This window comes from Pseudomonas sp. FSL R10-0056 (assembly GCF_009600105.1).
GTDB classification, from domain to species: Bacteria; Pseudomonadota; Gammaproteobacteria; order Pseudomonadales; family Pseudomonadaceae; genus Aquipseudomonas; species Aquipseudomonas bubulae.
This window is the reverse complement of the sequence record NZ_WIWL01000166.1, coordinates 1-25,049: the sequence shown is the minus strand read 5'-3', so window position 1 is coordinate 25,049 and position 25,049 is coordinate 1. Positions and strand designations below refer to the sequence as shown.

The window sequence follows — 25,049 nt, the reverse complement described above, 5'->3', positions numbered from 1 at the left end:
GTCGTAAAATCGAGGCCCGCGGAGTAACAGACATACCGCAAGCTCAGGTTTTACGATTGCTTCGCAATCGAACGCAGCCTTCGGCAGCGGCTACACATAGAGGTAATGCATTACGTCTGGCTATCGCCTTCATCGCCCTCATCGCCGTTATCCCCACCGTCACCGCCGCCATCACCATCGGTCTGGTCATCATCCCCCGAACTGCCGCCCTGCCCCTGGTCCCCAGGTTCGGAATCCGACTTGTAGATGGCATGAAGTGTCGGCCCCGGCACGCCTGTTACTGAAAACCCGGCCCCCGTGCTGCTCAGCGGGTTGCTCGCCCAAGCCGCCGAGGCACTCACCGTCAGCAGCACCAGCACCTTGAGCAACAGCACAATGCGTTGAAAAAGCTTCATCGCGATTTCCATCCTGTTATGAGAAAAGCACCCTTTAAACCTAGTTCGCCCCTTTCAGCTTTTCCAGAAACTCACAGGCTGGGATATACCCATTCGGAGTAACGCAGCCGCGTTTGTCGATACTATGTGGTGGGCCATACGCTCACTTGTAGCCGTTGACGAGCAGCGCGAGGCTACGTCCGACTGCGTAGCAGTCGTAAACTGCTTCGGACGCGATCACAGCCTTCGGCAGCGACTACTGAAGACACGTGCGTTAGATAGTTGAATTGATAGCCGTAGACATTTAGCCAATAAAAAGCCCAGCCACCCATGATCACTGGATGGCTGGGCTGAACAAGCAAAAATCAAGCAGATTTGAAGCCAGGCTTACCGTTGGCGGCTCGCCATTCACTGACTTTCTTGGTTATAGCTTCTGGAGTGCTGTCCAAATCAGATGCGGCATAGTAGATAAGGTCTGTACCTTCAGGATGCTCAGTGACTTTTTCAAAATGCGCCAGAAGCTTGTCAAGGCGTTCATCAGTTTCAGCAATGTTCTCCTGGAATATTTCTTTCATAAACACCAAGAACTCGGCTTCCGTATACTCAGAGAAACTACTTTTCAGCTCCATCATTTCGCTCCTTTATGAATATCCAGGTGACGCTTAGGGGTCAAAATCAACATATTTTCAACATTGTAAATATCTCCCCCCTTAGCGACTTCATGGACATGATGTATTTCAAATGAGGACCGCTTGCCCACTGCATCACTTTTCCTGGTCTTAGCTGCATTACCGATGCTCATTCGGGCTCTATTTGGAGCTATAAACTGCTGTGACAGCACCGGATCTTTCGTTATTTCTACCCAAAACGCCTCTCGAAACGCCTTGAAATTCTTGAACTCCCTTCCCCGAAGCCGATCAGCAATCTGTGACGGCACCGCAGCACCCTCACCCTGCGCCGCAGCCCCCAGCCAGATACCCGTACTGGCGTGACAGTGGCGCCAGTGTAAACCGTTGGCACTGGTTGCTCGGCAGGGGAAGTAGTCGAGCTATTCCCCGGATCGACGATGGGTGTCCAGGTCAACGTCCTTGGCGGTACATCTTCAGTGGTTACGCTGTAAACATTCAGCTGTGCGTTAAACGTTGCAGCTACAACCCTGACATTCGACGGCACAGTTATGCCATCCGCCAAAGCGACAAAAACTTCAGACTGCCCATCTGCGGCTGTTTTTGAACTGATACGCACTGGCAGATCAACATTGCCATTGGCGGCAGCAATTGCTGATAGATCGTCGTTGAGCCCAGGTGCCAGATCCGAGAGCGGCCTACTAAATGCATAGCGCTCAGGCAATTCGCCATTTGCCAGTTTGGGCGAATACACCAAGGCAGACACCCCCACCAAAAACCCCGAAGCTGTGCCTGCGAATAAACCGGACAAGGCGCGAATAGGTCCGCAGGCCTTTGCGCTCCTAAGGGCTCGATCGCAGTCTGCGGCAGCGGTTACAAAATTTGCGCAAAAAAAAGCGAAGCCCAAGGGCTTCGCTTTTTTATCAACCAGACACCTGAGTGCTTAGTGATGCTCGCGGGTTGCGCGGAACTTCACATCCGGCCAGCGCTCTTCCATCAACGCCAGGTTGACGCGGGTCGGAGCCAGATAGGTCAGGTGACCGCCACCGTCCACGGCCAGGTTTTCCACAGCTTTGACGCTGAACTCTTCGAGCTTCTTCTTATCGTCGCAATCAATCCAGCGAGCCGAGTACACAGTGATCGGCTCGTAGGAGCATTCCACTTTGTATTCTTCTTTCAAGCGGCTGGCGACCACGTCGAACTGCAGCACACCCACGGCGCCCAGGATGATGTCGTTGCTGCGCTCCGGGAAGAACACCTGGGTGGCGCCCTCTTCGGCCAGTTGCTGCAAGCCCTGGCGCAATTGCTTGGACTTGAGTGGATCGCGCAGACGTACGCGACGGAACAGTTCCGGGGCAAAGTGCGGAATACCGGTGAAGCTCAGGCTCTCACCTTCGGTGAAGGTGTCACCGATCTGGATGGTGCCGTGGTTGTGCAAACCGATGATATCACCCGCAAAAGCCTCTTCGAGCTGTTCACGCTCGGAGGAGAAGAACGTCAGCGCATCGCCGATACGAACATCTTTGCCGGTGCGCACATGGCGCATTTTCATGCCCTTTTCGTATTTGCCCGAGCAAATGCGCATAAAGGCGATACGGTCGCGGTGTTTCGGGTCCATGTTCGCCTGGATCTTGAACACGAAACCGGTGAATTTCTCTTCAACCGGCTCGACGGTACGCTCGTTGGCAACACGGGCCAGCGGCTTCGGGGCCCAGTCAACTACCGCGTCGAGCACATGGTCGACACCAAAGTTGCCCAGTGCGGTACCGAAGAACACCGGGGTCAACTGGCCGTCGAGAAATTCCTGCTGGTTGAATTCATGGCAAGCGCCCTGAACCAGTTCCAGTTGATCAACAAAACGATCGTACTCGTCACCCAAGTGGGCACGGGCTTCATCGGAATCGAGCTTTTCGATGATTTTGGTTTCGGTGCGCTCATGCCCATGACCGGCGGTGTAGACGATGATGTAGTCGTCTGCCAGGTGGTAGACACCCTTGAAATCGCGGTAGCAGCCGATCGGCCAGGTGATCGGCGCCGCCTTGATTTTCAGGACCGCTTCGATCTCGTCCAGCAACTCGATCGGGTCGCGAATATCGCGGTCGAGTTTGTTGATAAAGCTGACGATTGGCGTGTCACGCAGACGACACACGTCCATCAGGGCGATGGTACGTGGCTCAACGCCCTTACCGCCGTCGAGGACCATCAGCGCCGAGTCGACCGCGGTCAGCGTGCGGTAGGTGTCTTCGGAGAAGTCTTCGTGGCCCGGGGTGTCGAGCAGGTTGATCATGTTGTCGCGATACGGGAACTGCATGACCGACGTGGTAATCGAAATACCCCGTTGTTTCTCCATTTCCATCCAGTCGGAGGTGGCATGGCGGTCGGACTTTCGCGATTTCACCGTACCGGCGACAGCAATCGCCTTACCCATCAGCAAGAGCTTTTCGGTGATGGTGGTCTTACCCGCATCGGGGTGGGAAATAATGGCGAAAGTGCGGCGTTTCGCGACTTCGGCGGCCTGGTTGGTCATGGGAAATCGCCTGACGATTGATTCAAAAAAGGGCGCGGATTATAGCTCAAATCAGGCGCCTACAGCCACCGTTGGAACCGTGGCTCGTCGGACAAGGGTGGCAATGTGCCGTAAAAAATGTGAACCTTTTAAACAGTGGAGGCGTCCACTCTCCTGATACGACAAAGCGTCAGGGGCTGAAATATCAGCAAGTTAGCCTGACGAGGCTGCGCTAATGACAGGTGTTGAGGGCGCATTTTCGCCACCACCTGTTGCTCTTCGCGAACATATTGCCGGCAGCCAGGAATGGCCTTGCCACACGACGATGTGTTCGCCGACTGAAAAAAAAGGAGTCCGTCTATGGCGAATCGCTATGGAAAAGGGCTTATAGGATGCGCGGTCGTTATCGCGCTTCTGGCCCTGTTGGTCCACTGGATCGGCATCAGCACTATCGAACACTATCAAGATGATTTGTTGTTCTACCTGCAAGCCCACCTGTACCTGGTACTCGCTTCAATGCTCGCCGCCCTCCTTGTAGGGATACCTGCCGGCATTTTCCTCAGCCGACCTTCAATGGCCGGACGTGCGGAACGCTTCATGCAAGTCTTCAACATCGGCAACACCGTGCCTCCTCTGGCGGTACTGGCCATTGCCCTGGGTTTCCTGGGCATCGGTAGCGGCCCTGCCATCTTCGCCCTGTTTCTCGCCTCGTTGCTGCCCATTGTGCGCAATACCTACGAAGGCTTGAAAAACGTCCAGGGTTCGCTCAAGGAAGCCGCCGTCGGTATCGGCATGACCCCGCGCCAGGTGCTGTGGCGGGTCGAGTTGCCCAACGCCGTGCCCATCATCATGGGCGGTGTGCGCGTGGCACTGGCGATCAACGTCGGTACCGCCCCGCTGGCGTTCCTGATCGGCGCCAACAGCCTGGGCAGCCTGATTTTTCCAGGCATTGCCCTCAACAATCAGCCGCAACTGATTCTCGGCGCCGCCTGTACTGCGCTGCTGGCACTGCTGCTCGACGGCCTGGTGATACTCATCAGCCGCCAGTGGTTGGAACGCGGTCTGCGACCTGCTTAAGGTCTGGCTGAGCAAAGGAATAACCATGAAAAAAATTAGCTTTTTACTAGGCTGCATCCTGCTGTGTGCAGGAATTGCCCAGGCTGCGGAAAAACCCTTGATTCGCATTGGGGCGCGGGTGTTTACCGAGCAAACCCTGCTCGCGGAAATCACTTCGCAATACCTCAACAGCAAGGGCTATAACGCTCAGGTCACCGGCGGGCTGGGCAGCAGCCTGGCGCGTTCGGCCCAGGAGTCGGGGCAACTGGACATGGTGTGGGAATACACCGGCGTTTCGCTGGTGGCCTACAACCACATCACCGACAAACTCGACAGCCAGCAATCCTACGACCGGGTAAAAGAGGTCGATGCTAAAAAAGGACTGGTCTGGCTGCATCCGTCCAAGTTCAGCAACACCTATGCGCTGGCACTGCCACAAAAGGTGGCCGAAGCGTTTCCGGGCATCAACAGCATCAGCGACCTGAACAAGGCAATGCGCGAACCGGACAACAAAAATGCGCTGGTGGCCCTGGACACCGAGTTCGCCAACCGCTCCGACGGCTTGCTGGGTATGGTCAAGCTCTACGACATGGACCTGACCCGTCGCAATATCCGCCAGATGGACGCCGGGCTGGTCTACACCGCGCTGAAAAACGGCCAGGTGTTTGCCGGACTGGTCTACACCACGGACGGTCGCTTGAGCGCCTTCAATCTCAAATTGCTTGAAGACGACAAGCACTACTTCCCGGACTACACCGCCGCGCCGGTAGTGCGTCAGGCCTATCTGGATCAGCACCCCGACCTTGCGGGGCTGCTTAAGCCACTGGCCGATCTGTTTGACGATGAAACCATGCGTCAACTCAACGCCCGGGTCGATGTAAACCACGAAAGCCCGTCCAAAGTCGCCGCAGACTTTCTGCGCCAGCATCCACTGAACTGAAAAGAGGAGAAGACATGGAATTTTTAAACGCCTTTTCCCACATGGACTGGTCGCTTGTTCTGCATCTGACCTTGCAGCACATCACCCTGGTCGGCATTGCCGTGATTCTGGCAATCCTGATCGGCGTGCCGCTGGGCGTGCTGATGACACGCTTTCCGTCACTGGCCGGCCCGCTGCAAGCCAGCGCCACGGTGCTGCTGACCATTCCGTCAATTGCCCTGTTCGGCCTGCTGCTGCCGTTCTACTCGAAGTTCGGCCAGGGCCTTGGCCCTATGCCGGCCATTACCGCCGTGTTTTTGTACTCACTGCTGCCGATCATGCGTAACACCTTCCTGGCCCTCACCGGCGTGGAACCGGGTATTCGCGAAGCCGCTCGCGGTATCGGCATGACCTTCAGCCAGCGCCTGCGCATGGTTGAACTGCCCATCGCCGTGCCGGTGATTCTGGCCGGTGTGCGTACCGCCGTGGTCATGAACATCGGCGTCATGACCATTGCCGCCACCATCGGTGCCGGTGGTCTGGGTGTACTTATTCTTGCTGCAATCAGCCGTAGCGACATGTCGATGCTGATCGTAGGCGCCGTGTTGGTCAGTGTTCTGGCCATCATCGCCGACCTGCTTCTGCAATGGCTGCAACGCTCGCTGACTCCAAAAGGACTGCTCAAATGATCGAACTTCAAAACCTCAGCAAAACATTCCAAAGCAACGGCAAAGATGTAAAGGCCGTGGACTCGGTAAACCTGACCGTCAATGAAGGCGAAATCTGCGTATTCCTCGGGCCTTCGGGCTGCGGCAAAAGCACCACGCTGAAAATGATCAACCGTCTGATCAAGCCCACGTCGGGCAAGATCCTTATCAATGGCGAAGACACCACTGACCTCGACCCGGTAACCCTGCGTCGCAATATTGGTTATGTGATCCAGCAGATCGGCCTGTTCCCCAACATGACCATCGAGGAGAACATCACCATCGTTCCGCGCCTGCTGGGGTGGGACAAGCAAAAGTGCCATGACCGTGCCCGCGAACTGATGAGCATGATCAAGCTGGAGCCCAAGCAATACCTCAACCGTTATCCGCGCGAACTGTCTGGTGGTCAGCAGCAACGAATCGGCGTGATTCGCGCCCTGGCGGCCGATGCGCCGCTGCTGCTGATGGATGAACCGTTTGGTGCGGTGGACCCGATCAACCGCGAGATGATCCAGAACGAATTCTTCGAGATGCAGCGCGCGCTGAACAAGACCGTAATCATGGTCAGCCACGACATCGACGAAGCGATCAAACTGGGCGACAAGATCGCCATCTTCCGTGGCGGCAAACTGTTGCAAATGGACCACCCGGATACCCTGCTCGCTCACCCGGCGGACGACTTCGTGAGCAACTTTGTCGGCCAGGACAGCACCCTCAAGCGCCTGCTGCTGGTCAAGGCCGAAGATGCCGCGGACAACGCGCCATCGGTGAGCCCGGAAACCCCGGTGGCCGAAGCCCTGGAGCTGATGGACGAACTGGACCGTCGCTATGTGGTGGTCACCTGTGCCGACAACAAGGCACTGGGGTATGTACGTCGTCGTGACCTGCATCGCCAGACAGGCACCTGTGGCCAGTTCCTGCGGGAGTTCACCGCGACCGCTGCGTCGGAAGAACATTTGCGCATCCTGCTGTCGCGCATGTACGAGTTCAACCGCTCGTGGTTGCCGGTGATGGACGCCGAACGCGTATTCCAGGGCGAAGTGACGCAAGAATCGATTGCGGCGTACCTGAGTTCGGGTCGTTCGCGTGGCGCCAAGACCAGCATTGTTTCACCGGCTGAAATAGCTTCCGCTTGAGCCCTGTAGCCGCTGCCGCAGACTGCGCCGGGTTGCGCAGCCTGCGGCAGCGGCTACAACCTGTTGTATCCAACACGAATCATGTTCTGAGCCATCACTGCATCGCCATTGATGGTGCTCCCCGCGTCCTTATGATGGTTCGCACGCCTCCCGCTGCGAGCCATCACCATGCCCCATGCCAAAACCCTCTACGACAAGCACATTGATGCGCACACCGTGTGCGCGCTCGATGATCAAGGTCACGTCTTGCTATACATAGACCGTCAGGTCATTAACGAATACACCAGCCCGCAAGCCTTCAGTGGTTTGCGTGAAGCCGGGCGCGAAGTGTGGCGCCCGGAAACCGCCCTGGCGGTGGTTGACCATGTGAACCCGACCGCCCCCGTGCGCGTGGCCGCCATGGCCGATGCAGGCGGCGCTTTGCAGGTGTCGTATCTGCAACAGAACTGCGAAAAGTTTGGCATCGAGCTGTTCGATGTGCTCGACCAGCGCCAGGGGATCGAACACGTTATCGCCCCCGAGCAAGGCTTCATCCTGCCCGGCATGATGATCGCCGCAGGCGACAGTCACACCACGACTTATGGCGCGCTGGGTGCCTTCGGCTTTGGTATCGGCACCTCTGAAATCGAGCACCTGCTGGCCACTCAGACACTGGTCTACAAACGTCTGAAAAGCATGCGAGTGACCGTCCAGGGCGCGCTGGGCCTGGGGCTGACGTCAAAAGACCTGATCATGGCCCTGATCGCCAAAATCGGCGCTTCAGGCGCCACCGGCTATGCCATTGAATTTACCGGCTCGACCATCGATGCATTGAGCGTCGAAGCGCGCATGACCATCTGCAACATGGCCGTGGAAGCCGGTGCCCGCGGTGCTTTTATGGCGCCCGATGACAAGGTGTACGCCTACCTCAAAGACAAACCCCGTGCCCCACAAGGCGAGTTGTGGGAACAAGCGGTTGAGCATTGGTGCCTGCTTTATAGCGACCCCGACGCGCAGTTCGATCAAGAGGTGCAAGTGGACGCCACTGACCTGCAACCGATGGTCACGTGGGGCACCAGCCCCGATCAGGCCGCCGCCATTGGCAGCCGCGTACCGGACCCGCAGGCGATCAGCGACTTGATCTTGCGTCAGGACATGCGCCGGGCCTTGAACTACATGGGCCTGGAGGCTGGCGCGCCGCTCAATGAAGTGGTGATCAGCCATGCCTTTATCGGTTCGTGCACCAACGCCCGCATTGAAGATTTACGTGACGCCGCACAGGTGGTGCGCGGCCAGAAAGTGGCCACGCATGTGCGGGCGATGATCGTGCCGGGGTCGACTCAGGTGCGTGATCAGGCCGAGGCCGAAGGGTTGGCCGCGATCTTTATCGACGCCGGTTTTGAGTGGCGCCAGTCCGGGTGCTCCATGTGCCTGGCCATGAATGATGACGTACTCGCCCCCGGCGACCGCTGCGCCTCCAGTACCAATCGCAACTTCGAAGGCCGCCAGGGCGCCGGGGCACGCACCCATTTGATGAGCCCGGCGATGGTCGCGGCCGCCGCCATTACCGGCCATCTGGTCGACGTTCGCCAACTGTCAGGGAGAGTCTGAGCATGCAACCTTTCACCACCGTCAGCGGCAAGGCAGCACCGATGCTCGCGGCCAACATCGATACCGATGTGATCATGCCCAAGCAGTTTCTTAAAGGCATTGATCGCAACGGACTGGATCGCGGTCTGTTTTTTGACCTGCGTTTCCTGCCTTCGGGCGAGCCGAACCCGGCGTTCGTCCTTAATCAGCCGGGCTGGCAAGAGGCACGCTTTTTAGTCACCGGGCCGAATTTTGGCTGTGGCTCCAGCCGTGAACATGCGGTCTGGGGATTGAAGCAACTCGGTATCCGGGCCTTGATTGGCAGCAGCTTTGCCGGGATCTTTTATGACAACTGCCAGCGTAACGGGGTGTTGGTGATTACCCTGGAAGAGGCGCAGGTGCAGGCGCTAGGGCACACTGTCAGCCACGCAGATATGGCTGAAATTGCCGTTGACCTGCCGAGCCAAAGCATTTGTCTGGCCGATGGTTCAACGGTTGAGTTCCAGATCGACGGCCTGCGTAAAACCGCGCTGTTGCAGGGGCTGGATGCCATTGGCAGCACCTTGCAACGCAGTCGGCAGATTCGCGAGTTCCAAGAGCGGCACTTGCAGGCCAACCCTTGGTTGAGCTGAAAAGCGCCCTCACGGCAGAGGTCACAAGCGCCCCAATTGCGTCTGCAAAAACTCCACACACACCCGCAGCTTGCCCGAGTTAGCCAGCCGTGTCGGGTACACCGCCCACACGTCAGCGCTTTGCCAGTATTCAGGCAGTACCTGCACCAACCTGCCCTGTTCCAGCAGTGGCCTGACATCCCACATCGAGCGCAGCAACACGCCACGCCCGTCCAGTGCCCACTGCAACACTATCTCGCCACTGTTAGACGACAACGGCCCGCTGACGCGCACGCTGGCTTCGCCTTCCGGGCCTTGCAGTTGCCAGATACCAAACGCGTTGTCGCGCTCTTTAAGCACCAGGCAATCGTGCTGCCCCAGGTCTTCCAGATGTTGAGGTACACCCCGGCGCTTGAGGTAGTCAGGGGAAGCGCACAACACGCGATTGTTGGTCACCAGCCGGCGCCCGATATGCTGGCCCGGAATGTCATCGCCCACATGAATCTCCAGATCGAAGCCTTCATGGACGATATTCACCACTCGATCAAACACGTCGAGGCGAATCTCCAGCTCGGGGTACTGCTCGGCCAGCAAGGAAATGGCAGGCGCCACATGGTTGCGGCCAAAACCGAAAGTACTGCATACGTGCAAGCGTCCACGCGGGGCCGAATGCGCTTCGGACAGCTCATCCTGTAGCTGCTGAACATCATCCAGAATCCGTACCGCCCAGCGCTGCACCCGCTCACCGTCATCGGTCAGCGCGATACGGCGGCTGGTGCGATGCAGCAAGCGACTGCCCAGGGTAGTTTCGAGAATTTGAATACGTTTGCTGACATAGGCTGGAGACAACCCCAGCTCTTCTGCCGCTGCGGCAAAGCCACCTTTGCGCACCACCGTGAGGAAGACCCGCAGGTCTTCAGGCAACGGCGCACTGTATTTTATTGGCGGCATGGTCATGAGCGGCTTGGCGGCAAGAGCGTACAGAATAGCTCAGCGCAGAAAAGGCAGCACATGTTCAAGCAGCAGTTCAGGGACTTCTTCGGCAATGTAGTGCCCGGACGGCAACGCCTGGCCACGCACATCGGTCGCGACTTTCTGCCATTCGCCAAGCGGGTCGAAACAACGCCCCACCGTGCCCTCCGCGCCCCACAACAGCAACACGGGCATATTCAAATACCGACCTGCGGCAATGTCCTCGCGGTCATGCTCAAGGTCAATCCCGGCGCTGGCACGATAGTCTTCGCAGATCCCCCGCGCCGCGCCCGGCAGTTTGATGCAGCGCACGTATTCAGCCAGCGCTTGGGCCGTAAACGGTTGCAAGCCCGCACTGCGGCTGCCCATCACGCTGAGCAGGTACTGTTCAGGATCGGCCTCGATAAGGCGTTCAGGCAACGGCGCCGGGCGAATCAAGAAGAACCAGTGCCAGTAAGCACGGGCAAAGGCCTCATTGGTTTGCGCGTACATGGCCAGCGTCGGCGCAATGTCGAGCATGACCAGGCGGTTAATCGCCTGCGGATGGTCCAGCGCCAGACGATGGGCAACTCGCGCGCCACGGTCATGGGCCAGTACCGAAAACTGCTCGAAACCCAGGCTGCTCATCAGCCTCAGCGAGTCACGGGCCATTTCACGCTTGCTGTAGTTGCTATGGTCGGCTACCGCTTCGGGCTTTTCACTGTCACCGTAGCCACGCAAATCGGCCACGACCACTGTGAAGTGCTCGGCCAATTGCCCGGCAACCTTGTGCCAGATCACGTGCGTCTGCGGGTGCCCGTGAATCAACAGCAACCCCGGCCCGTGACCGCCGACCCGGAAGGCAATCTGCACGCCATTGACCTGGCGCTGTACTGTGTTAAAACCGGCGAACATGAGGCTGCTCCTTCTAATGGTCAGCCCATGCTAGAGCTCCCAGATTCGGCGACAAGGGCCAAACCGTGGCGGCTTGATTCATGAAGTGTGGTACACCAGCTCGGCATCAAGGTCGGTGACTTAAATAGATCTCTCTACCCCCGGATCAAGGCTTTTGAAGTTCCGACTTGTTGAGTTGATCTCAAGCCTTTGCCTGAGCGCTTGCGCCCTCACCCTCCCTGAGCGGCAAGAAAATACAGGCGGTCAAACCTCCTCCTTCACGATTGCCAAGCACCAGGCTGCCCTTATGGCTGACGGCAATACGCCTGGCGATACTAAGCCCCAGTCCAAAACCGCCAGATTGATCATTGCGTGAGGTATCCGCACGTACGAACGGATCGGTGACTGAATGCAGAACAGATTGCGCTATACCAGGCCCGCGATCATTGACTCGCAATGTCACACCGCTTGACGAGCGCTCGACCTCAATCGTTATTTCCCGGGCATAGGCTTGCGCGTTCACCAGCAAATTCTGCAAGCAACGGTGCAGCAACACGCCGTTTGCGTAGATCATCCCGCCCCGGCCACTGACAGGCAATGGCTCGGCGGGTGTCGACAACTCGGTACACAGGTTGCGCAATACGCTGTCGAGATCAATAAACTGGCATGTGTGTTGGTTGGCACTCTGCAGATAGACGAGTACCTGAGTAATCATCTTGTCCATTTGATAAATGTTTTGCTTCAAGCGCTCACGCTGATCGAGATCGTTCAACCGCTCAATGCGTAAACGCATGCGGGTCAAGGGCGTTCGCAGATCGTGGGACACTGCCGCCAGAAAAAAACTCTGGTCATTGACCATCGCGACAATCTGTTTCTGCATGGTGTTAAACATCTGGGCGGCCTGGCGGACTTCCAGAGGCCCTTCAATCGCCAACGGCGTCTGATCAAGGTTATCGCCCAACGCATTGGCGGCGTCACTGAGCCGTTTTAGAGGGCGCAGGCACAGTCGCACAGCCAACCAGCACATCCCGATGACGCCGATAATGCGCACCACATAGACCCGCAGAATGTAGTCGGCAATTAACGCCCATGCTGACTCGCCGCTCCAGCCCTGCAACTCGTGCCCCTCGATGCTCAACCAATGACCATCGGCCAGGGGCACGGCGAAATCCACATGGGCGGTGGCCGTTTGCAGGCCAAAAAGGCTGCGCCAGACCAGCGGCTGACCGGATGCATCGGTCAGGTCGACCTCTATCATCTCAATCGCTGGCGCGTATCCCAACTCATACGCCAGTGCCTGTTTCAACAGCAAAGCCGTGCGTCGGGCCGCGCGATCATTGCCGGGTTGAGTATCGGGTTTCGTGGCCAGGCACCTGGCCGTGTAATTGGCCGGTGCTGTCTGGGGTTGCCCCGCAATGCAACTGTCTTGGTTAATCAATTGTGCCGTTCGGCTGGCCATCAACCGGACAGGCGCTTCGAGGACTTGCGCATAGCGCACGTCGAACCAGATGCTGCTCGACAACAATTGAATAGCCAGCGTGCCGCTGACCAGAATCAGCGTCAGTTGGCCGAACAGGGTTTTGGGCCACAGGCGCATCACCCCCCGCACCAGAGCATCGCGCACCTGGTTAAACCGCCGCTTCAGGGCTGTAGACACTTAGCAGGTAACCTTCATTACGCACGGTCAGTATCTGGACGTGCCCCTCCTTGAAATGCTGGCGCAGACGGCTGATGCACATGTCGATCGAGCGGTCGTCGGGCGAGTATTCTCGTCCCATCGCACTGAGTGTCAATTGATCACGCGACAACACTTGTTCACGGGCCTGGAGCAAATCACGCAACACCCTGAAGTCGGAGCGCGGCAAGGTCAGGGTCTGGCCACCCGGGGTGTGTAACAGGCGCTTTACATAATCGAGGCGATAGCCGACGAAGTCGCGGTGGGTCGTGACCGGGCGATCCGCGATGGGCTCGGCCCGTGCTTGCCGGCGCAGCACCGCCTTGATTCTGGCCACCAGCTCACGGGGCTCGAAAGGCTTGGTCAAATAATCATCGGCGCCTACCTCCAGGCCAATGATGCGATCCAGCGCTGATCCCTTGGCGGAAAGCATGATCACGCTAAGGCCGGGGCGCGATTGAAGCTGGCGACACAGACTCAGGCCGTCTTCTCCCGGCAGCATGACGTCCAGCACGACCAGATCGACAGCCTGGCGCTCCAACTGCGCCCACATCTCAAGGCCATCGGCTGCTGCCAGCACATGGTCGCCGTTCTCACTCAGGTAATCACATAACAACTCGCGAATTTCATCATCGTCATCCACCACCAACAGCGTTTTGGCGGCCACGGGAGGTTTTGACGTGGGTAAAACATGGCGCTCATTACATTCCATTACATACCCACACATATCCGTAATAGTGCCTGGCGGCGTGATACCTAAAATGCTACCAAACATTATCTGCAAATACGAAGTATTACCAATGACAACGCAGGGCATGATGACGGATCTCTCAGCACGACCTTTGATGCTAACCACCCCGGCTCGCCGAAATGCACCCCGCAACCAGGCCGCGCTCATGGCCGCTATCAGCCTCAGCGCCATGGTCGGCTTGGCCAGCCAACCGGCAATAGCGGGGACGATTGAACTGGACACCCTGAATGTCGAAGGTACCCAGCCATCAGCCGATGAAAACACCGGCCAACTGGGTTACACCGTCAAGAGCACCACCAGTTCCACGGGCATGAAACTCACCCCGCGCCAAACGCCACAATCGGTCACCACCATCACCCAGGAACAAATGGCAGACCGCCAGATCACCAATATCGAGCAAGTGCTGGACAGCGCACCCGGCGTCACCATGAGCAAGTCAGAAGTGGGCGGACGCACCGAGTACCGCGCACGCGGCTATCCGATTACCAACTGGAAAACCGACGGCCTGCAGTTTCAGGGCGGCTCGGACTTCAGTGGCGCAGGCAGCTCGCTGAACATGGATATGTACGAGCGTATCGACATCGTACGCGGTGCCAATGGCCTGCTGGGCGGCACCGGCGACCCATCGGCCACCGTCAACCTGATCCGCAAACGCCCTGGCTACGAGTTCGGCGGCAGTGCATACGCCACCTATGGCAGTTGGGACAAGCGACGCCTGGGCGCTGACCTGAACCTGCCCTTGTCTGAAGATGGCCGATTGCGCTCTCGCCTGGTCATGACGCAAGAGGACGCCAACTCTTTCCGCGATCAACAGTCCGAGCGTTCACGGGCCGCGCTGGCCAATGTCGAGTTTGACCTGACGGATGCCACGACCCTCGGTGCCGGCTATCAATATGAGTACTACAAGATCGTGGGCGGCGGCTGGGGCGCGAACATCCCTATCTGGTACGGCGATGGCAGTAAAACAAGCCTGCCGCGCAGCACCAACGTGGTGCCCAGCTGGAGTTTTGGCGAGTACACCACGCGTACAGCGTTCGGCTCGCTGGAGCATCGTTTTGATAATGACTGGACGCTCAACGTCAAAGCGGCGCAAAGCACCACCGATGCGTTGAATCACCGCGGGCTGGCCAAGGTCAACTCCATAGGTGGCGGCGCATTCGGCGGTTACTGGAACCAGGATGGTACCGGGGCCATTCTCAATGGCCTGCACAGCTCCACCGACACGACCCAGCAATCGGCACAAGTCGACGTGACCGGACCTTTCAGCCTGTTCGGACGCACCCACCAGGCCATGTTCGGCTACAACGACAGTCGCACCGTCGCCTGGTCACCTCAATATCGTTGCAATATGGTCAGCGATGACCGCACCAGCCCTAGCGCGCTGGGGTGCCAGTTCCGGGCAAACAACGGTTTCCCGATTACCGACTGGCACAACGGGGTCGATAGCGACTACCGGATCAACGCTTACAAAACCGGCCTGCACAGCAAAACCACCACCCGCCTGCAAGGCATGTATGCGGCCACCCGCCTGAGTATTACCGACCCGTTGTCGGTGATCCTGGGCGCGCGCATCAGCGATTACAGCAGCACCACGGTGTCGACCGCCGGAGTGCGCAGCAATCAGCAACAAAACGGTATCGTCACGCCTTACCTGGGGGCGGTGTATGACCTCAACGACACCTACTCGCTGTACGCCAGCTACACCGATATCTTCAACCCGCAAAGCGAAGAAAACGCCAGCGGCAACAAGCTCGAGCCGATTCGCGGCCAGAGTTATGAAACCGGTATTAAAGGAGAATGGTTTGACGGTCAGGTCAATGCGCAAGCGGCCTACTTCCTGACCCGCCAGGAAAACAAGGCAGTGACCGATGGCGCCAACCTGACGCCCACCGGAGCCCAGGCCTACACGACCGGCACCGGCGTAGAGACAGAAGGTATCGACCTCGAAGTCTCCGGCGCGTTGACGCCCAACTGGAATGTCTACGGTGGCTACACCTATCTGCACTTTCGTCGCCTTAACGCCGACGGCCAAAGTGACCCGTCGCACCTGTTCAAGGCTTCAACCACCTACCGCCTGTCGGGTGCTCTTGATCGCTTGACCGTGGGTACCGGTGTCACCGCGCAAACCAGCATTCGCGCCACCTCTACTCCGGCAGGCATTCCCACAGACGGTGTGAGCCGCGGCCCCACCGATGTGACCTGGGCAGGTTATGCCATCTGGAGCGCAATGGCCAAATACGACCTCACCGAAGATACGGCCGTTACCCTGAACGCCAACAACCTCTTCGACAAAACCTACTACACCCGCTACGGCTTCTACGCTGGCGCCATATACGGTGATCCGCGCAGCCTGTCGTTGACCCTGAGTACTGCATTTTGAGACCTGGCCTGTTCCTTCCCCCAAGGTAAGCCCTGCTTCAACATGCAACTACCGAAGCCCGCCCAATGGCGGGCTTCGTCTGTTTGGCAACGGCCAAAAAAGCCACTGGGGGAACATCACACCGTCATCAAGGTCGGTTACTTAAATGGCTCACTTTGGCCCCACGACGAAGGCTTATAAAATTGCGACATTTTTTGTTGATCTAAGCGCAGTCACGCCCTAAAGTTCGCGCCGAACATCCATGCTGGAAACGATCCATCCGGCTCAAGTACTGACGACGAGACAGCAAGGTCCATTTACCTTATTTGCTTTCGGCGGACATGCCTTGGGAAGTAGGCGAACCAAAGTGGGGATACGGAGGATGTTCAGCTGCACCCATTTATTGATGACGTTTGCCACAGGAGTTCCCCAGCATGTCGATCCAGGTCGAAGACTATTACGCGCGCGACACCTTCAACAAAATGAAGGCGTTCGCTGACACCCAGGAAACACCGTTCGTGGTGATCGATACCGCCATGATCAGCAAGGCTTACGATGACCTGCGCGCAGGCTTCGAATTCGCCAAGGTGTATTACGCGGTGAAGGCCAACCCGGCCGTCGAAATCATTGATCTGCTGCGCGACAAAGGTTCGAGCTTCGATATCGCGTCGATCTATGAGCTGGATAAAGTCATGGACCGCGGCGTCAGCCCGGACCGCATCAGCTACGGCAACACCATCAAGAAATCCAAAGACATTCGTTATTTCTACGAGAAAGGCGTGCGTCTGTTTTCCACCGACTCCGAAGCCGACTTGCGCAACATTGCCAAGGCCGCACCGGGCGCCAAGATTTACGTGCGCATCCTTACCGAAGGTTCGACCACCGCTGACTGGCCTCTGTCGCGAAAATTCGGCTGCCAGACCGATATGGCCATGGACCTGCTGATTCTGGCCCGTGACCTGGGCCTGGTGCCTTACGGCATTTCGTTCCACGTAGGTTCGCAGCAACGTGACATTAGCGTGTGGGACGCAGCCATCGCCAAGGTCAAGGTGATCTTCGAGCGTCTGAAAGAAGAAGACGGCATCGTCCTCAAGCTGATCAACATGGGCGGCGGCTTCCCGGCCAACTACATCACCCGTACCAACAGCCTGGAAACCTACGCCGAAGAAATCATTCGTTTCCTGAAAGAAGACTTCGGTGACGACCTGCCAGAAATCATTCTGGAACCGGGCCGTTCGCTGATCGCCAACGCAGGCATCCTGGTCAGTGAAGTGGTTTTGGTCGCACGTAAATCGCGCACCGCCGTCGAGCGTTGGGTGTATACCGATGTGGGCAAATTCTCTGGTCTGATCGAAACCATGGACGAAGCCATCAAGTTCCCGATCTGGACTGAAAAGAAAGGCGAGATGGAAGAAGTGGTCATCGCCGGCCCAACCTGTGACAGCGCCGACATCATGTACGAAAACTACAAATACGGCCTGCCCCTGAACCTGGCCATCGGCGATCGCCTGTACTGGTTGTCGACCGGTGCCTATACCACCAGCTACAGCGCCGTTGAGTTCAATGGCTTCCCGCCGCTGAAATCGTTCTACCTGTAACAACTGGCCCCCCGCGCAAGCGTGCGGGGGGCAGCCCCTATCGGCTGATGTGCCGTAAGAAACGCAGAAAACCCGCCAGCTCTGCCGAGGCTTGCACCATCGAGTGCTCATTTGCATCAATGGCTGCATTGACCCGAGTGGAAAACACGGTCAACCCGTTGGCAATCCGCTTCATGTTGTCGACCCAGTACGCCCGCGCTTCAACCAGCTCTGCGTGACGCCTTATTTTTTCAGCGCGCTCCTTGAGCACGCGCCTGTCTGACTTGTCCCTGGATTTACGCATGCTCAAATCAGCCAGTTTGTCGGTGATTTTGTTGCGTGCTTCAATCAGCGAAAACATCCTGTACCCACTGTCAATAAAACCCAGGTACTGCGTTATACGCTCAATGGCGGCAGTCACCACATCCGCCTCGACCTTTCCCACTGCAGCTGTTGTCACAAGTACCTGAATTTGTTCAATACCAGGCAGCAAATCCCTTGCATGATCAAGCCAGGTCCTGGACTGAAGGATCTCCAGAGCCGCGACGACAACCTGTTTGTCCGCACGCAATTGATCTTCTTCCAGTTGCAGCGTAATCGCCTGTTGCTCCAGTTCATCCAGCCTGGCCACGTCATACGCCAGCAGCGGATCGGAATAGTGTTCGAGATTCAGTCCCTCGCCTTCGGCAGTACGCAATGCTATTTGCGCTTTGGCCGCCGCAACAGCACTCACCAGGCGCCGGCTTCGCTGAGTGAAAGTTTCATTCAGAATATGGATTGCAGAGGTGCGAGCCTCAGGCGTTAATGGGCCATGAGTGTGAATGGCTGCCCATTGTTCCGCCAGTTCATCAAAACCCGCACTGTCCACCATTACTTCAAGGCTACGCACCTTGTCGACAATACTGCGCGCACCACGACTCAAGCATCTGGCCGCCAGGCTTAAACGCTCCTGCAACGATGGAATAAAATCGTATTCATGACTGACCGCCACTGCATTAAACTTTTTTAGCCCGCTGAAAACACCTGGCATATCAGGGGTTTCATACTCCACTTCATCGACGCCCGCATTCATATTGTGACTTCCTTTTCAAATACGCTTTTCAATAATCTCATTAAATGCATTGGATATTTGCACGCTGTAATCCTTAACACGCTTCCACGGATTCAGCAGCTGTGCAAAATCAACTTTAAGTTTGTATAAGCGACCAAAAGAATCCACGCACCCCAATTCATGATCAACTTCATCCAGGTAGTTACTTATATAGCTCCATACTTGCGCCAGACGCTTGGCGCCCTCTTCTGCTCCCAGCATGCGACTGCGCAAGTCGGTAAAACGCTGCTGGGTGGCATCCAGCACCATCGCGAGTTGCTCTTGCTCCTGGCTGCCTTGCCTGGCAATGTCACGCTCGGCAATCAGTTTGTTTTTTCGTGTGCGTATTGCTTCGGCCTTTACCCCGAATATCCCGCCTGTGACAGCCAAGCCGATAGGCCCCAGAAAAATCCCTGAGTGCCCGTACAAAACCTGAGACCTGTAATCCCTTATCAATCGCTCGATTTCGCTGTCCAGCTCTTTGATGCGCGCAGTCAGTGTTTCACGGTCCCTGGAAAGGCCCGCTTTGGCATAGGCATCCAGTTTGGCATTGACTTCATGAGTCAATTCATCGGACAGGACGCGCTCAAACTCGGCCGCCAATGCCCCCACTGCGTAGGCTCTTTTTATATAGGAATCGGTGCTGCTTTTGATCGACTTTACATGTTCGCGCATGATGGTGACTGCCTTGAGTTCTGTAGAGCTAAGCCCATCAGCCAACTGCGCGGTTTCCGCGGCCGTCAGATCGTCCAGCCCACCAGAGAACAGCCGATCGGAATCCAGCCTGTTTATTAATTCAATGATGCCATTGGCATGGGTAATGAAACTGTCCGAGAACCGGTTCAGTTGGCGAGCAAGTTCCTTTGTTTCCCGCTCGAGCGCCGACCAGCTGCCGGCATGCTGCACGACGCGTTGATGAAAAGACTGAATACTGGCGGGTTCTAGCCCCGGAATACTTGTAGTGTCCAGACCAAACCAGGCCACAATCTTGTTGTAGTCCACGGGTAACTTGCGTGACTCACTCACATAGGCTCGAACACTGTGAATATCACTGCGCCGGATAATAAAACCCAATTCTTCCTTTGAAACAGCGGAATCTTTTTCACCGGCCAGCATTTGAATATAATGCGATGGCAAATAGATAGCCGCTTCCAGAGCGCTCATTTTCTCAAGCGATCTGGCCTCCTCAGCACTGTTGCTGAACGCCTTATTATCAACCTGCATATTAATTCCCTTTAAAAAATGATCCTGTTCGAACAGCATCACTTCTCAAAGAGCATCCATCAATAACAGAACTACCCGAGTACCTGTAAGACCGGGACAAAAATAAAAATGAATAATTACCCGAATAAACAGTTATTGGCTAGGACACGCTTGAAAGCCGCGTACGAGCATTAACTTTGACGGTGTAATCACGGTCAGCCGTTGTTGCCCTGCAAGGCATCGATACGCACTTGCCAGGCAGCGCTCAGTGCCCGGATACGGGGTTCCCGAGCCTCTAGCAGGGTGCCCAGGGTCACCCGCAAGAAGTTCAGATTGCCGCCATTCAGAGCACGCTCGAACCAGCGCAACGCGTCATCAATATTGCCGTCTTCGGCCAGTACCGAGGCATGGCTGAACTGGCCACGAAAATCACCGCCGCGTGCCGAGCGCTCGTACCAGAGACAGGCCTCGGCTTTGTCGGCCGGGCAATGCTCGCCTTCTTCGAGGTAACGCCCCAGCAGGTTCATCGACTTGGCATGGCCCGCCTGTGCCGCCACCCGGTACAGCTGGTACGCCGCGTTCTGGTCTTGGGTTACGCCGCGACCGGTAGCGAGCAAGTTGGCGTAGTTGTAGAGCGCCCAATCCAGTCCAGCTTCAGCGGCTTGTCGATATTCCAGGCTTGCCAGGGTGCAGTCGACGGGCCCGCCCCAACCATGCTCCCAGCAGCGACCCAGCATGTTGCGGGCCATCAAGTGGCCGGCATTGGCCGCAATCTGAAACCAGCGCTTGGCCAGCACCGGGTCGCGCTCGATGCCCTGGCCGTCGAGCAGGATCTGCCCCAGCAACGCCTGACCATCGACGATGCCCTCTTTGGCCGCCATCAAAATGGCCTGGGCCGCTTTGGCCGGGTTCTCGCTCAACATGGCGCTCAGCTGGTCACCATTGAGTACTTCTTCGCGGCGTAATTGAAAGCTCATGAATTACACCTCGGCCCATCGACGCAACAGGTTGTGATAAGTGCCGGTGAGCTGGATCAGCGAAGGATGATCAGGAACGTCACGGGTCAGTTGCTGGATCGCGCCGTCCATTTCAAACAGCAACGTGCGCTGACTGTCCTCGCGTACCAGGCTCTGAGTCCAGAAGAACGACGCAAAACGTGCCCCACGGGTAACGGCATTGACCTTGTGCAAACTGGTACCGGGGTACAAGACCATATCGCCAGCAGGCAGTTTGACCTGCTGCACACCATAGGTGTCCTGAATCACCAGTTCGCCGCCGTCGTACTCCTCGGGGTCACTGAAAAACAGGGTCGCCGACAGATCAGTACGCACCCGTTCAGGGCTGCCCTTGGGCTGGCGCACGGCATTGTCGATATGGAAGTCGAAACTGCCGCCCCCGGTGTAGCAGTTCACCAACGGCGGGAAGACCTTGTGTGGCAGGGCCGCCGACATATACAGCGGATTTTTCCACAGCCTGTCTACCATCGCCGCGCCGATCTCCTTGGCGAGGGGATGGTCTTCGGGCAGTTGCAGATTGTGCTTGGCCTTGGCCGATTGAAAGCCGGCGGTGATTTTACCGTCAGCCCATTGCGTCTGCTGCAGCGCCTCACGGATGCGCTGCACCTCTTCACGGGAGAACAAGCCGGGGATATGCAGCAACATGACGCAATACCTGATAGCAAAGGGATGGCAATGGTATTGATTCTTATTGTCTATGTAAAACTTTGTTAAGAGACCTGTAGACGAACGAGTGTGAAAAAACCGTAAAGGCAATTTGTAAAGAATGTAAATTCAGCGCAAATAGTAATGCCTCTCAATTGATAGTCAGAATTGTTTGCCATATATTTCGCGGCTCAAATTCTGGGGGAAGGGATCTTCAAATGTCGCGCCAACAAATAAAAATACCCGTCAGCTCACCGCGTTTACTGGCTTCGGCCATCGGTGTCGCGATTACCGCGACCTCGGCAGGCCATATGGTTCAGGCTGCCGAGAGCACTGACAGCAAGGCACAGGGCAGCAGTATTTCCCTTGGCGCGACCACAGTTACCGGTGAACAGACCGAGCAGTCTTATCAAACCGAAAAAGCCAGCTCCCAAAAATACACAGCGCCCCTGGTAGATACCCCGCGCTCTGTCACCGTGATCCCACAGCAAGTGCTGCAGGACACCGCAGCCACTTCGCTGCAGGATGCATTGCGCACCGTACCGGGCATCACCTTCGGCGCAGGCGAAGGCGGCAACCCACAGGGCGACCGTCCATTTATCCGTGGTTTTGACGCACAATCCGATATGTATCTGGACGGCGTGCGCGATGCTGGCGGCCAGACCCGGGAAATCTTCGACATCGAATCGATCGAAGTCAGCAAAGGCCCGAACTCCACCTTTGGTGGTCGTGGCTCGGCTGGCGGCAGCCTGAACATGGTGAGCAAGACCGCCAAGGCGGGTGACTTCCTCAACGGCGGCTTCACCTATGGCTCCGACCAGACCCGCCGCTACACCCTGGATGTAAACCGCCAGTTCCTGGACACCGCAGCGTTCCGCCTGAACCTGATGAGCCACGAGCAGAATGTCGCTGGCCGTGAGTCGGTCAACTACGACCGCTGGGGCGTAGCGCCATCGCTGACCTTCGGCCTGGGCACTGAAAACCGCCTGAACGTCAGCTATTACCACCTGGAAAGCAACGACCTGCCGGACTCGGGCATTCCATACGGCTACAGCAACAGCTCCAAGACCGCTGTTCACGCCCACGACAAACCGGACGATGGCGGCGACAGCAAAAACTTCTACGGCTTGAAAGACCGTGACTTCCGCAAGACCCGCGTGGACATCAGCACCATCTCGTTCGAGCATGACTTCAACGATGCGATGACCCTGAAAAACACCTTCCGTCACGGCAACACCGGCCAGGACTACATTCTCACCCAGCCGGACGACAGCCAGCACAACGTCAACCAGTACGGTACCGTATGGCGTCGCGCCAACACCCGGGTTTCGACCACTGAAACCACTACCAACCAGACCGATCTGTTCGGCAACTTCCAGGTCATGGGTTTCAAGAACAACTACTCCACAGGTGTTGAATTCACTCGTGAAGAGACTCGGGCCAGCAGCTACAACGTATATGGTCCAGATGGTCTGATTCAGGGCAATCCAAAACCTAACGGATGCACGCCTAGCATGGTAGGCAATAGTGGCGGCGTATGCACCTCGCTTGATAACCCTAACCCGAATGATGTCTGGGGTGGCTCCGAATCACGCAACTACTACGGCACCAACACCGTGGGTGTGACCAAAGCTGCCTACGTGTTCGACACCATCGAGCTGGATCCGAAGTGGCTGTTGAACGCCGGCCTGCGTTACGACGCATTCAGCACCACCGCCAATACCAATGCGGCGAGCGGTCGTACCAAAGCCTCAAACGACAGCCATTTCTTCAACTGGCAGACCGGCCTGGTCTGGAAGCCACTGGATAACGGCAGCGTTTACCTGTCCTACGCGACCTCGGCTACCCCGCCAGGCGGCGTGGTGGGTGAAGGGGTCGAAGGTAACGGCATACCTGCTCCAGGCAGCGGTATCACCAGCGACCTGAAGCCGGAAGAAACCGTCAACTACGAACTGGGCACCAAGTGGGACGTGTTCCACGATCGTCTGTCGCTGACTGCAGCCATCTTCCGTACCGAGAAAAAGAACACTCGCGTCCTGACTGACTCGTTCACCTACGAAAACGCCGGTGAATCCCGCGTTGACGGTCTGGAACTGTCGGCCAGCGGTAAAATCACTGACAAATGGCAAGTGTTTGCAGGCTACAGCTACCTGAAAAGCGAGCTGGTTGATCCAGGCCAGAAAGCCAACCGTAACGGCACTATCAATACCGCAGCGGTTTCGGACAAAGGCAACGAAATGCCGAACACCCCGAAAAACAGCTTCAGCCTGTGGACAACCTATGAAGTGATGCCAAAGCTGACCATCGGCGGCGGCGCGTTCTATGTTGACGAAGTCTACGGCGACACGGCCAACACCGTTTACGTGCCGGCTTACACTCGCTACGACGCAATGGCCAGCTACAAGCTGACCAAAAATATCGACCTGCAACTGAACGTACAAAACCTGACCGACAAGACCTACTACGACAAAGCCTACGCTGCGCATTTCGCCAGCCAGGCAGCGGGCCGTACTGCCCTGTTGACCACCAGCTTCCACTTCTAACTCGAAGTTGAGCTGAACCAAGCCCCGTCCATTCAATGGTCGGGGCTTTTGTGTGTAAAAAGACGTACACGGCATACTGCGCCGTGATGAATTCAATTGAGCAAGCAAGGCGGTCGTTGTGTTCAAGAAAACACTGTTTCAGCTGCACTGGTTTTTCGGCATAACCGCCGGGCTGGTTCTGGCCCTGATGGGGATAACCGGTGCCACGGTGTCGTTTCAGGACGAGCTGCTGAACTTGCTCAACCCTTCAGTGCTCAAGGTCGAGAAACTCGACAGCGGCGTGCTGCCACCGGCCGAGCTGGTGCGCAGGGTCGAGGCCACCGAGGGCAAGCAAGTCGCCATGCTCTGGGTGGGCGTGGACAGCGGCACCGCTGCACGCATCTTCTTCACCCCGCCACCGGGCGAGCGTCGTGGCCAGTTGCGTTATGTTGACCCCTATACCGGTACCTATCAGGGCGAGGCCAACGGCCAGGGCTTTTTCGACCTGATGCTGCAATTGCACCGTTTCCTGGCCATGGGCCAGAGCGGTCGCCAGATCACCGGCGCCTGCACCCTGATGCTGGTGTTCTTCTGCCTGTCGGGCCTGTACCTGCGCTGGCCGCGCCAGGCGCTTAACTGGCGCACCTGGCTGACCCTGGACTGGGCGAAAAAAGGTCGCAGCTTCAACTGGGACCTGCACGCCGTGGCGGGCACCTGGTGTATGGTCTTTTATCTGCTGGCCGCACTGACCGGCTTGTCGTGGTCCTATGAGTGGTACAACCAGGGCCTGCAAAAACTCCTGTCCGATGCCCCGAGCGGCGAGCAGCGCCAGGGCGGCGGTCGCGGCCCCCGTGGTCAGGGC

At 57.2% G+C, this 25,049-nt stretch carries 23 protein-coding genes; 10 read left to right on the top strand and 13 right to left on the bottom strand.

Annotated elements, in window-relative coordinates:
* Positions 1-110: 110 nt before the first annotated feature.
* From GHO42_RS08610 to GHO42_RS08595, 5 genes are all read right to left on the bottom strand, one after another.
* On the bottom strand, positions 111-395 hold the full coding sequence (locus GHO42_RS08610) for a hypothetical protein (protein WP_178102596.1): 285 nt from the start codon (positions 393-395) through the stop codon (positions 111-113).
* Positions 396-739: 344 nt separating this feature from the next.
* The gene (locus GHO42_RS08605; RefSeq protein ID WP_133145186.1) at positions 740-1,003 is read right to left on the bottom strand and encodes a bacteriocin immunity protein; all 264 of its coding nucleotides are present in this window, start codon (positions 1,001-1,003) and stop codon (positions 740-742) included.
* Entirely contained in the window at positions 1,003-1,311 is a 309-nt protein-coding gene (locus GHO42_RS26285; RefSeq protein ID WP_306106498.1) for an HNH endonuclease signature motif containing protein, read from the bottom strand. The genes GHO42_RS08605 and GHO42_RS26285 overlap by 1 nt, the downstream gene beginning before the upstream one ends.
* Positions 1,233-1,619 (bottom strand): S-type pyocin domain-containing protein, encoded by a 387-nt coding sequence (locus tag GHO42_RS26280; protein WP_345789305.1) that lies wholly within the window; start codon positions 1,617-1,619, stop codon positions 1,233-1,235. Before GHO42_RS26280 ends, GHO42_RS26285 begins: the two co-directional genes overlap by 79 nt.
* Positions 1,620-1,943: 324 nt before the next feature.
* Positions 1,944-3,527 (bottom strand): peptide chain release factor 3, encoded by a 1,584-nt coding sequence (locus GHO42_RS08595; protein ID WP_016779471.1) that lies wholly within the window; start codon positions 3,525-3,527, stop codon positions 1,944-1,946.
* Positions 3,528-3,866: 339 nt separating this feature from the next.
* Here GHO42_RS08595 and GHO42_RS08590 point away from each other — a divergent pair, with 339 nt between their 5' ends.
* From GHO42_RS08590 to leuD, 6 genes are all read left to right on the top strand, one after another.
* Entirely contained in the window at positions 3,867-4,583 is a 717-nt protein-coding gene (locus tag GHO42_RS08590; protein ID WP_095001582.1) for an ABC transporter permease, read from the top strand.
* A 25-nt stretch (positions 4,584-4,608) separates the two neighbouring features.
* Positions 4,609-5,502, top strand: a complete 894-nt coding sequence (locus tag GHO42_RS08585) for a glycine betaine ABC transporter substrate-binding protein (protein WP_133144783.1) — start codon at positions 4,609-4,611, stop codon at positions 5,500-5,502.
* 14 nt (positions 5,503-5,516) lie between these two features.
* Positions 5,517-6,170, top strand: coding sequence for an ABC transporter permease (locus GHO42_RS08580; RefSeq protein WP_095001584.1), 654 nt, complete (start codon positions 5,517-5,519; stop codon positions 6,168-6,170).
* Positions 6,167-7,324 (top strand): betaine/proline/choline family ABC transporter ATP-binding protein, encoded by a 1,158-nt coding sequence (locus tag GHO42_RS08575; protein ID WP_095001585.1) that lies wholly within the window; start codon positions 6,167-6,169, stop codon positions 7,322-7,324. The genes GHO42_RS08580 and GHO42_RS08575 overlap by 4 nt, the downstream gene beginning before the upstream one ends.
* A gap of 168 nt (positions 7,325-7,492) precedes the next feature.
* The gene (gene leuC / locus GHO42_RS08570) at positions 7,493-8,914 is read left to right on the top strand and encodes a 3-isopropylmalate dehydratase large subunit (protein WP_095031994.1); all 1,422 of its coding nucleotides are present in this window, start codon (positions 7,493-7,495) and stop codon (positions 8,912-8,914) included.
* Positions 8,911-9,525, top strand: coding sequence for a 3-isopropylmalate dehydratase small subunit (leuD, locus tag GHO42_RS08565; protein WP_095001587.1), 615 nt, complete (start codon positions 8,911-8,913; stop codon positions 9,523-9,525). The genes leuC and leuD overlap by 4 nt, the downstream gene beginning before the upstream one ends.
* A gap of 21 nt (positions 9,526-9,546) precedes the next feature.
* Here leuD and GHO42_RS08560 read toward each other — a convergent pair whose 3' ends face one another.
* The 4 genes from GHO42_RS08560 to GHO42_RS08545 all read right to left on the bottom strand — a co-directional run bounded on the left by GHO42_RS08560 (position 9,547) and on the right by GHO42_RS08545 (position 13,736).
* Positions 9,547-10,455, bottom strand: a complete 909-nt coding sequence (locus GHO42_RS08560) for a LysR substrate-binding domain-containing protein (RefSeq protein WP_205125793.1) — start codon at positions 10,453-10,455, stop codon at positions 9,547-9,549.
* 39 nt (positions 10,456-10,494) lie between these two features.
* The gene (locus GHO42_RS08555) at positions 10,495-11,370 is read right to left on the bottom strand and encodes an alpha/beta fold hydrolase (RefSeq protein WP_133144782.1); all 876 of its coding nucleotides are present in this window, start codon (positions 11,368-11,370) and stop codon (positions 10,495-10,497) included.
* A 181-nt stretch (positions 11,371-11,551) separates the two neighbouring features.
* Positions 11,552-12,958 carry an ATP-binding protein gene (locus GHO42_RS08550; protein WP_165484596.1) on the bottom strand — a complete coding sequence of 469 codons (1,407 nt, stop codon included), beginning with the start codon at positions 12,956-12,958 and terminating at the stop codon, positions 11,552-11,554.
* A 19-nt stretch (positions 12,959-12,977) separates the two neighbouring features.
* A complete protein-coding gene (locus GHO42_RS08545; RefSeq protein ID WP_095001591.1) occupies positions 12,978-13,736 on the bottom strand; it encodes a response regulator in 759 nt (252 codons plus the stop codon).
* A 184-nt stretch (positions 13,737-13,920) separates the two neighbouring features.
* On the opposite strand from GHO42_RS08545, the gene GHO42_RS08540 reads away from it, so the two are divergent.
* Entirely contained in the window at positions 13,921-16,155 is a 2,235-nt protein-coding gene (locus GHO42_RS08540) for a TonB-dependent siderophore receptor (RefSeq protein WP_153328069.1), read from the top strand.
* A 413-nt stretch (positions 16,156-16,568) separates the two neighbouring features.
* Positions 16,569-17,732, top strand: coding sequence for a type III PLP-dependent enzyme (locus GHO42_RS08535; RefSeq protein WP_095001593.1), 1,164 nt, complete (start codon positions 16,569-16,571; stop codon positions 17,730-17,732).
* Between the two features lie 37 nt (positions 17,733-17,769).
* Here GHO42_RS08535 and GHO42_RS08530 read toward each other — a convergent pair whose 3' ends face one another.
* The 4 genes from GHO42_RS08530 to GHO42_RS08515 all read right to left on the bottom strand — a co-directional run bounded on the left by GHO42_RS08530 (position 17,770) and on the right by GHO42_RS08515 (position 21,665).
* Positions 17,770-18,783 (bottom strand): alpha-xenorhabdolysin family binary toxin subunit B, encoded by a 1,014-nt coding sequence (locus GHO42_RS08530; protein WP_133144779.1) that lies wholly within the window; start codon positions 18,781-18,783, stop codon positions 17,770-17,772.
* A 15-nt stretch (positions 18,784-18,798) separates the two neighbouring features.
* Positions 18,799-20,064, bottom strand: coding sequence for an alpha-xenorhabdolysin family binary toxin subunit A (locus tag GHO42_RS08525; protein ID WP_256670600.1), 1,266 nt, complete (start codon positions 20,062-20,064; stop codon positions 18,799-18,801).
* A gap of 155 nt (positions 20,065-20,219) precedes the next feature.
* Positions 20,220-20,981 carry a tetratricopeptide repeat protein gene (locus tag GHO42_RS08520; RefSeq protein ID WP_095018272.1) on the bottom strand — a complete coding sequence of 254 codons (762 nt, stop codon included), beginning with the start codon at positions 20,979-20,981 and terminating at the stop codon, positions 20,220-20,222.
* Positions 20,982-20,984: 3 nt separating this feature from the next.
* On the bottom strand, positions 20,985-21,665 hold the full coding sequence (locus GHO42_RS08515; RefSeq protein WP_095001596.1) for a Fe2+-dependent dioxygenase: 681 nt from the start codon (positions 21,663-21,665) through the stop codon (positions 20,985-20,987).
* A gap of 218 nt (positions 21,666-21,883) precedes the next feature.
* Here GHO42_RS08515 and GHO42_RS08510 point away from each other — a divergent pair, with 218 nt between their 5' ends.
* On the top strand, positions 21,884-24,208 hold the full coding sequence (locus GHO42_RS08510; protein WP_133144777.1) for a TonB-dependent siderophore receptor: 2,325 nt from the start codon (positions 21,884-21,886) through the stop codon (positions 24,206-24,208).
* 118 nt (positions 24,209-24,326) lie between these two features.
* Positions 24,327-25,049: PepSY-associated TM helix domain-containing protein (locus GHO42_RS08505; protein ID WP_371928119.1), on the top strand; the 723-nt coding region annotated here is incomplete at its 3' end.

Excerpts from the sequence above, each read along its gene's own strand:
- GHO42_RS08520 (WP_095018272.1), bottom strand. The coding sequence starts at position 20,981 with ATGAGCTTTCAATTACGCCGCGAAGAAGTACTCAATGGTGACCAGCTG.
- GHO42_RS08585 (WP_133144783.1), top strand. The coding sequence starts at position 4,609 with ATGAAAAAAATTAGCTTTTTACTAGGCTGCATCCTGCTGTGTGCAGGA.
- GHO42_RS08610 (WP_178102596.1), bottom strand. The coding sequence starts at position 395 with ATGAAGCTTTTTCAACGCATTGTGCTGTTGCTCAAGGTGCTGGTGCTG.
- GHO42_RS08515 (WP_095001596.1), bottom strand. The coding sequence starts at position 21,665 with ATGTTGCTGCATATCCCCGGCTTGTTCTCCCGTGAAGAGGTGCAGCGC.
- GHO42_RS08545 (WP_095001591.1), bottom strand. The coding sequence starts at position 13,736 with ATGGAATGTAATGAGCGCCATGTTTTACCCACGTCAAAACCTCCCGTG.
- leuC (WP_095031994.1), top strand. The coding sequence starts at position 7,493 with ATGCCCCATGCCAAAACCCTCTACGACAAGCACATTGATGCGCACACC.
- GHO42_RS08560 (WP_205125793.1), bottom strand. The coding sequence starts at position 10,455 with ATGCCGCCAATAAAATACAGTGCGCCGTTGCCTGAAGACCTGCGGGTC.
- GHO42_RS08580 (WP_095001584.1), top strand. The coding sequence starts at position 5,517 with ATGGAATTTTTAAACGCCTTTTCCCACATGGACTGGTCGCTTGTTCTG.
- GHO42_RS08510 (WP_133144777.1), top strand. The coding sequence starts at position 21,884 with ATGTCGCGCCAACAAATAAAAATACCCGTCAGCTCACCGCGTTTACTG.
- GHO42_RS08540 (WP_153328069.1), top strand. The coding sequence starts at position 13,921 with ATGGCCGCTATCAGCCTCAGCGCCATGGTCGGCTTGGCCAGCCAACCG.
- GHO42_RS08530 (WP_133144779.1), bottom strand. The coding sequence starts at position 18,783 with ATGAATGCGGGCGTCGATGAAGTGGAGTATGAAACCCCTGATATGCCA.
- GHO42_RS08605 (WP_133145186.1), bottom strand. The coding sequence starts at position 1,003 with ATGGAGCTGAAAAGTAGTTTCTCTGAGTATACGGAAGCCGAGTTCTTG.
- GHO42_RS08525 (WP_256670600.1), bottom strand. The coding sequence starts at position 20,064 with ATGCTGTTCGAACAGGATCATTTTTTAAAGGGAATTAATATGCAGGTT.
- GHO42_RS08535 (WP_095001593.1), top strand. The coding sequence starts at position 16,569 with ATGTCGATCCAGGTCGAAGACTATTACGCGCGCGACACCTTCAACAAA.
- GHO42_RS08555 (WP_133144782.1), bottom strand. The coding sequence starts at position 11,370 with ATGTTCGCCGGTTTTAACACAGTACAGCGCCAGGTCAATGGCGTGCAG.
- GHO42_RS08595 (WP_016779471.1), bottom strand. The coding sequence starts at position 3,527 with ATGACCAACCAGGCCGCCGAAGTCGCGAAACGCCGCACTTTCGCCATT.
- GHO42_RS08590 (WP_095001582.1), top strand. The coding sequence starts at position 3,867 with ATGGCGAATCGCTATGGAAAAGGGCTTATAGGATGCGCGGTCGTTATC.
- GHO42_RS08575 (WP_095001585.1), top strand. The coding sequence starts at position 6,167 with ATGATCGAACTTCAAAACCTCAGCAAAACATTCCAAAGCAACGGCAAA.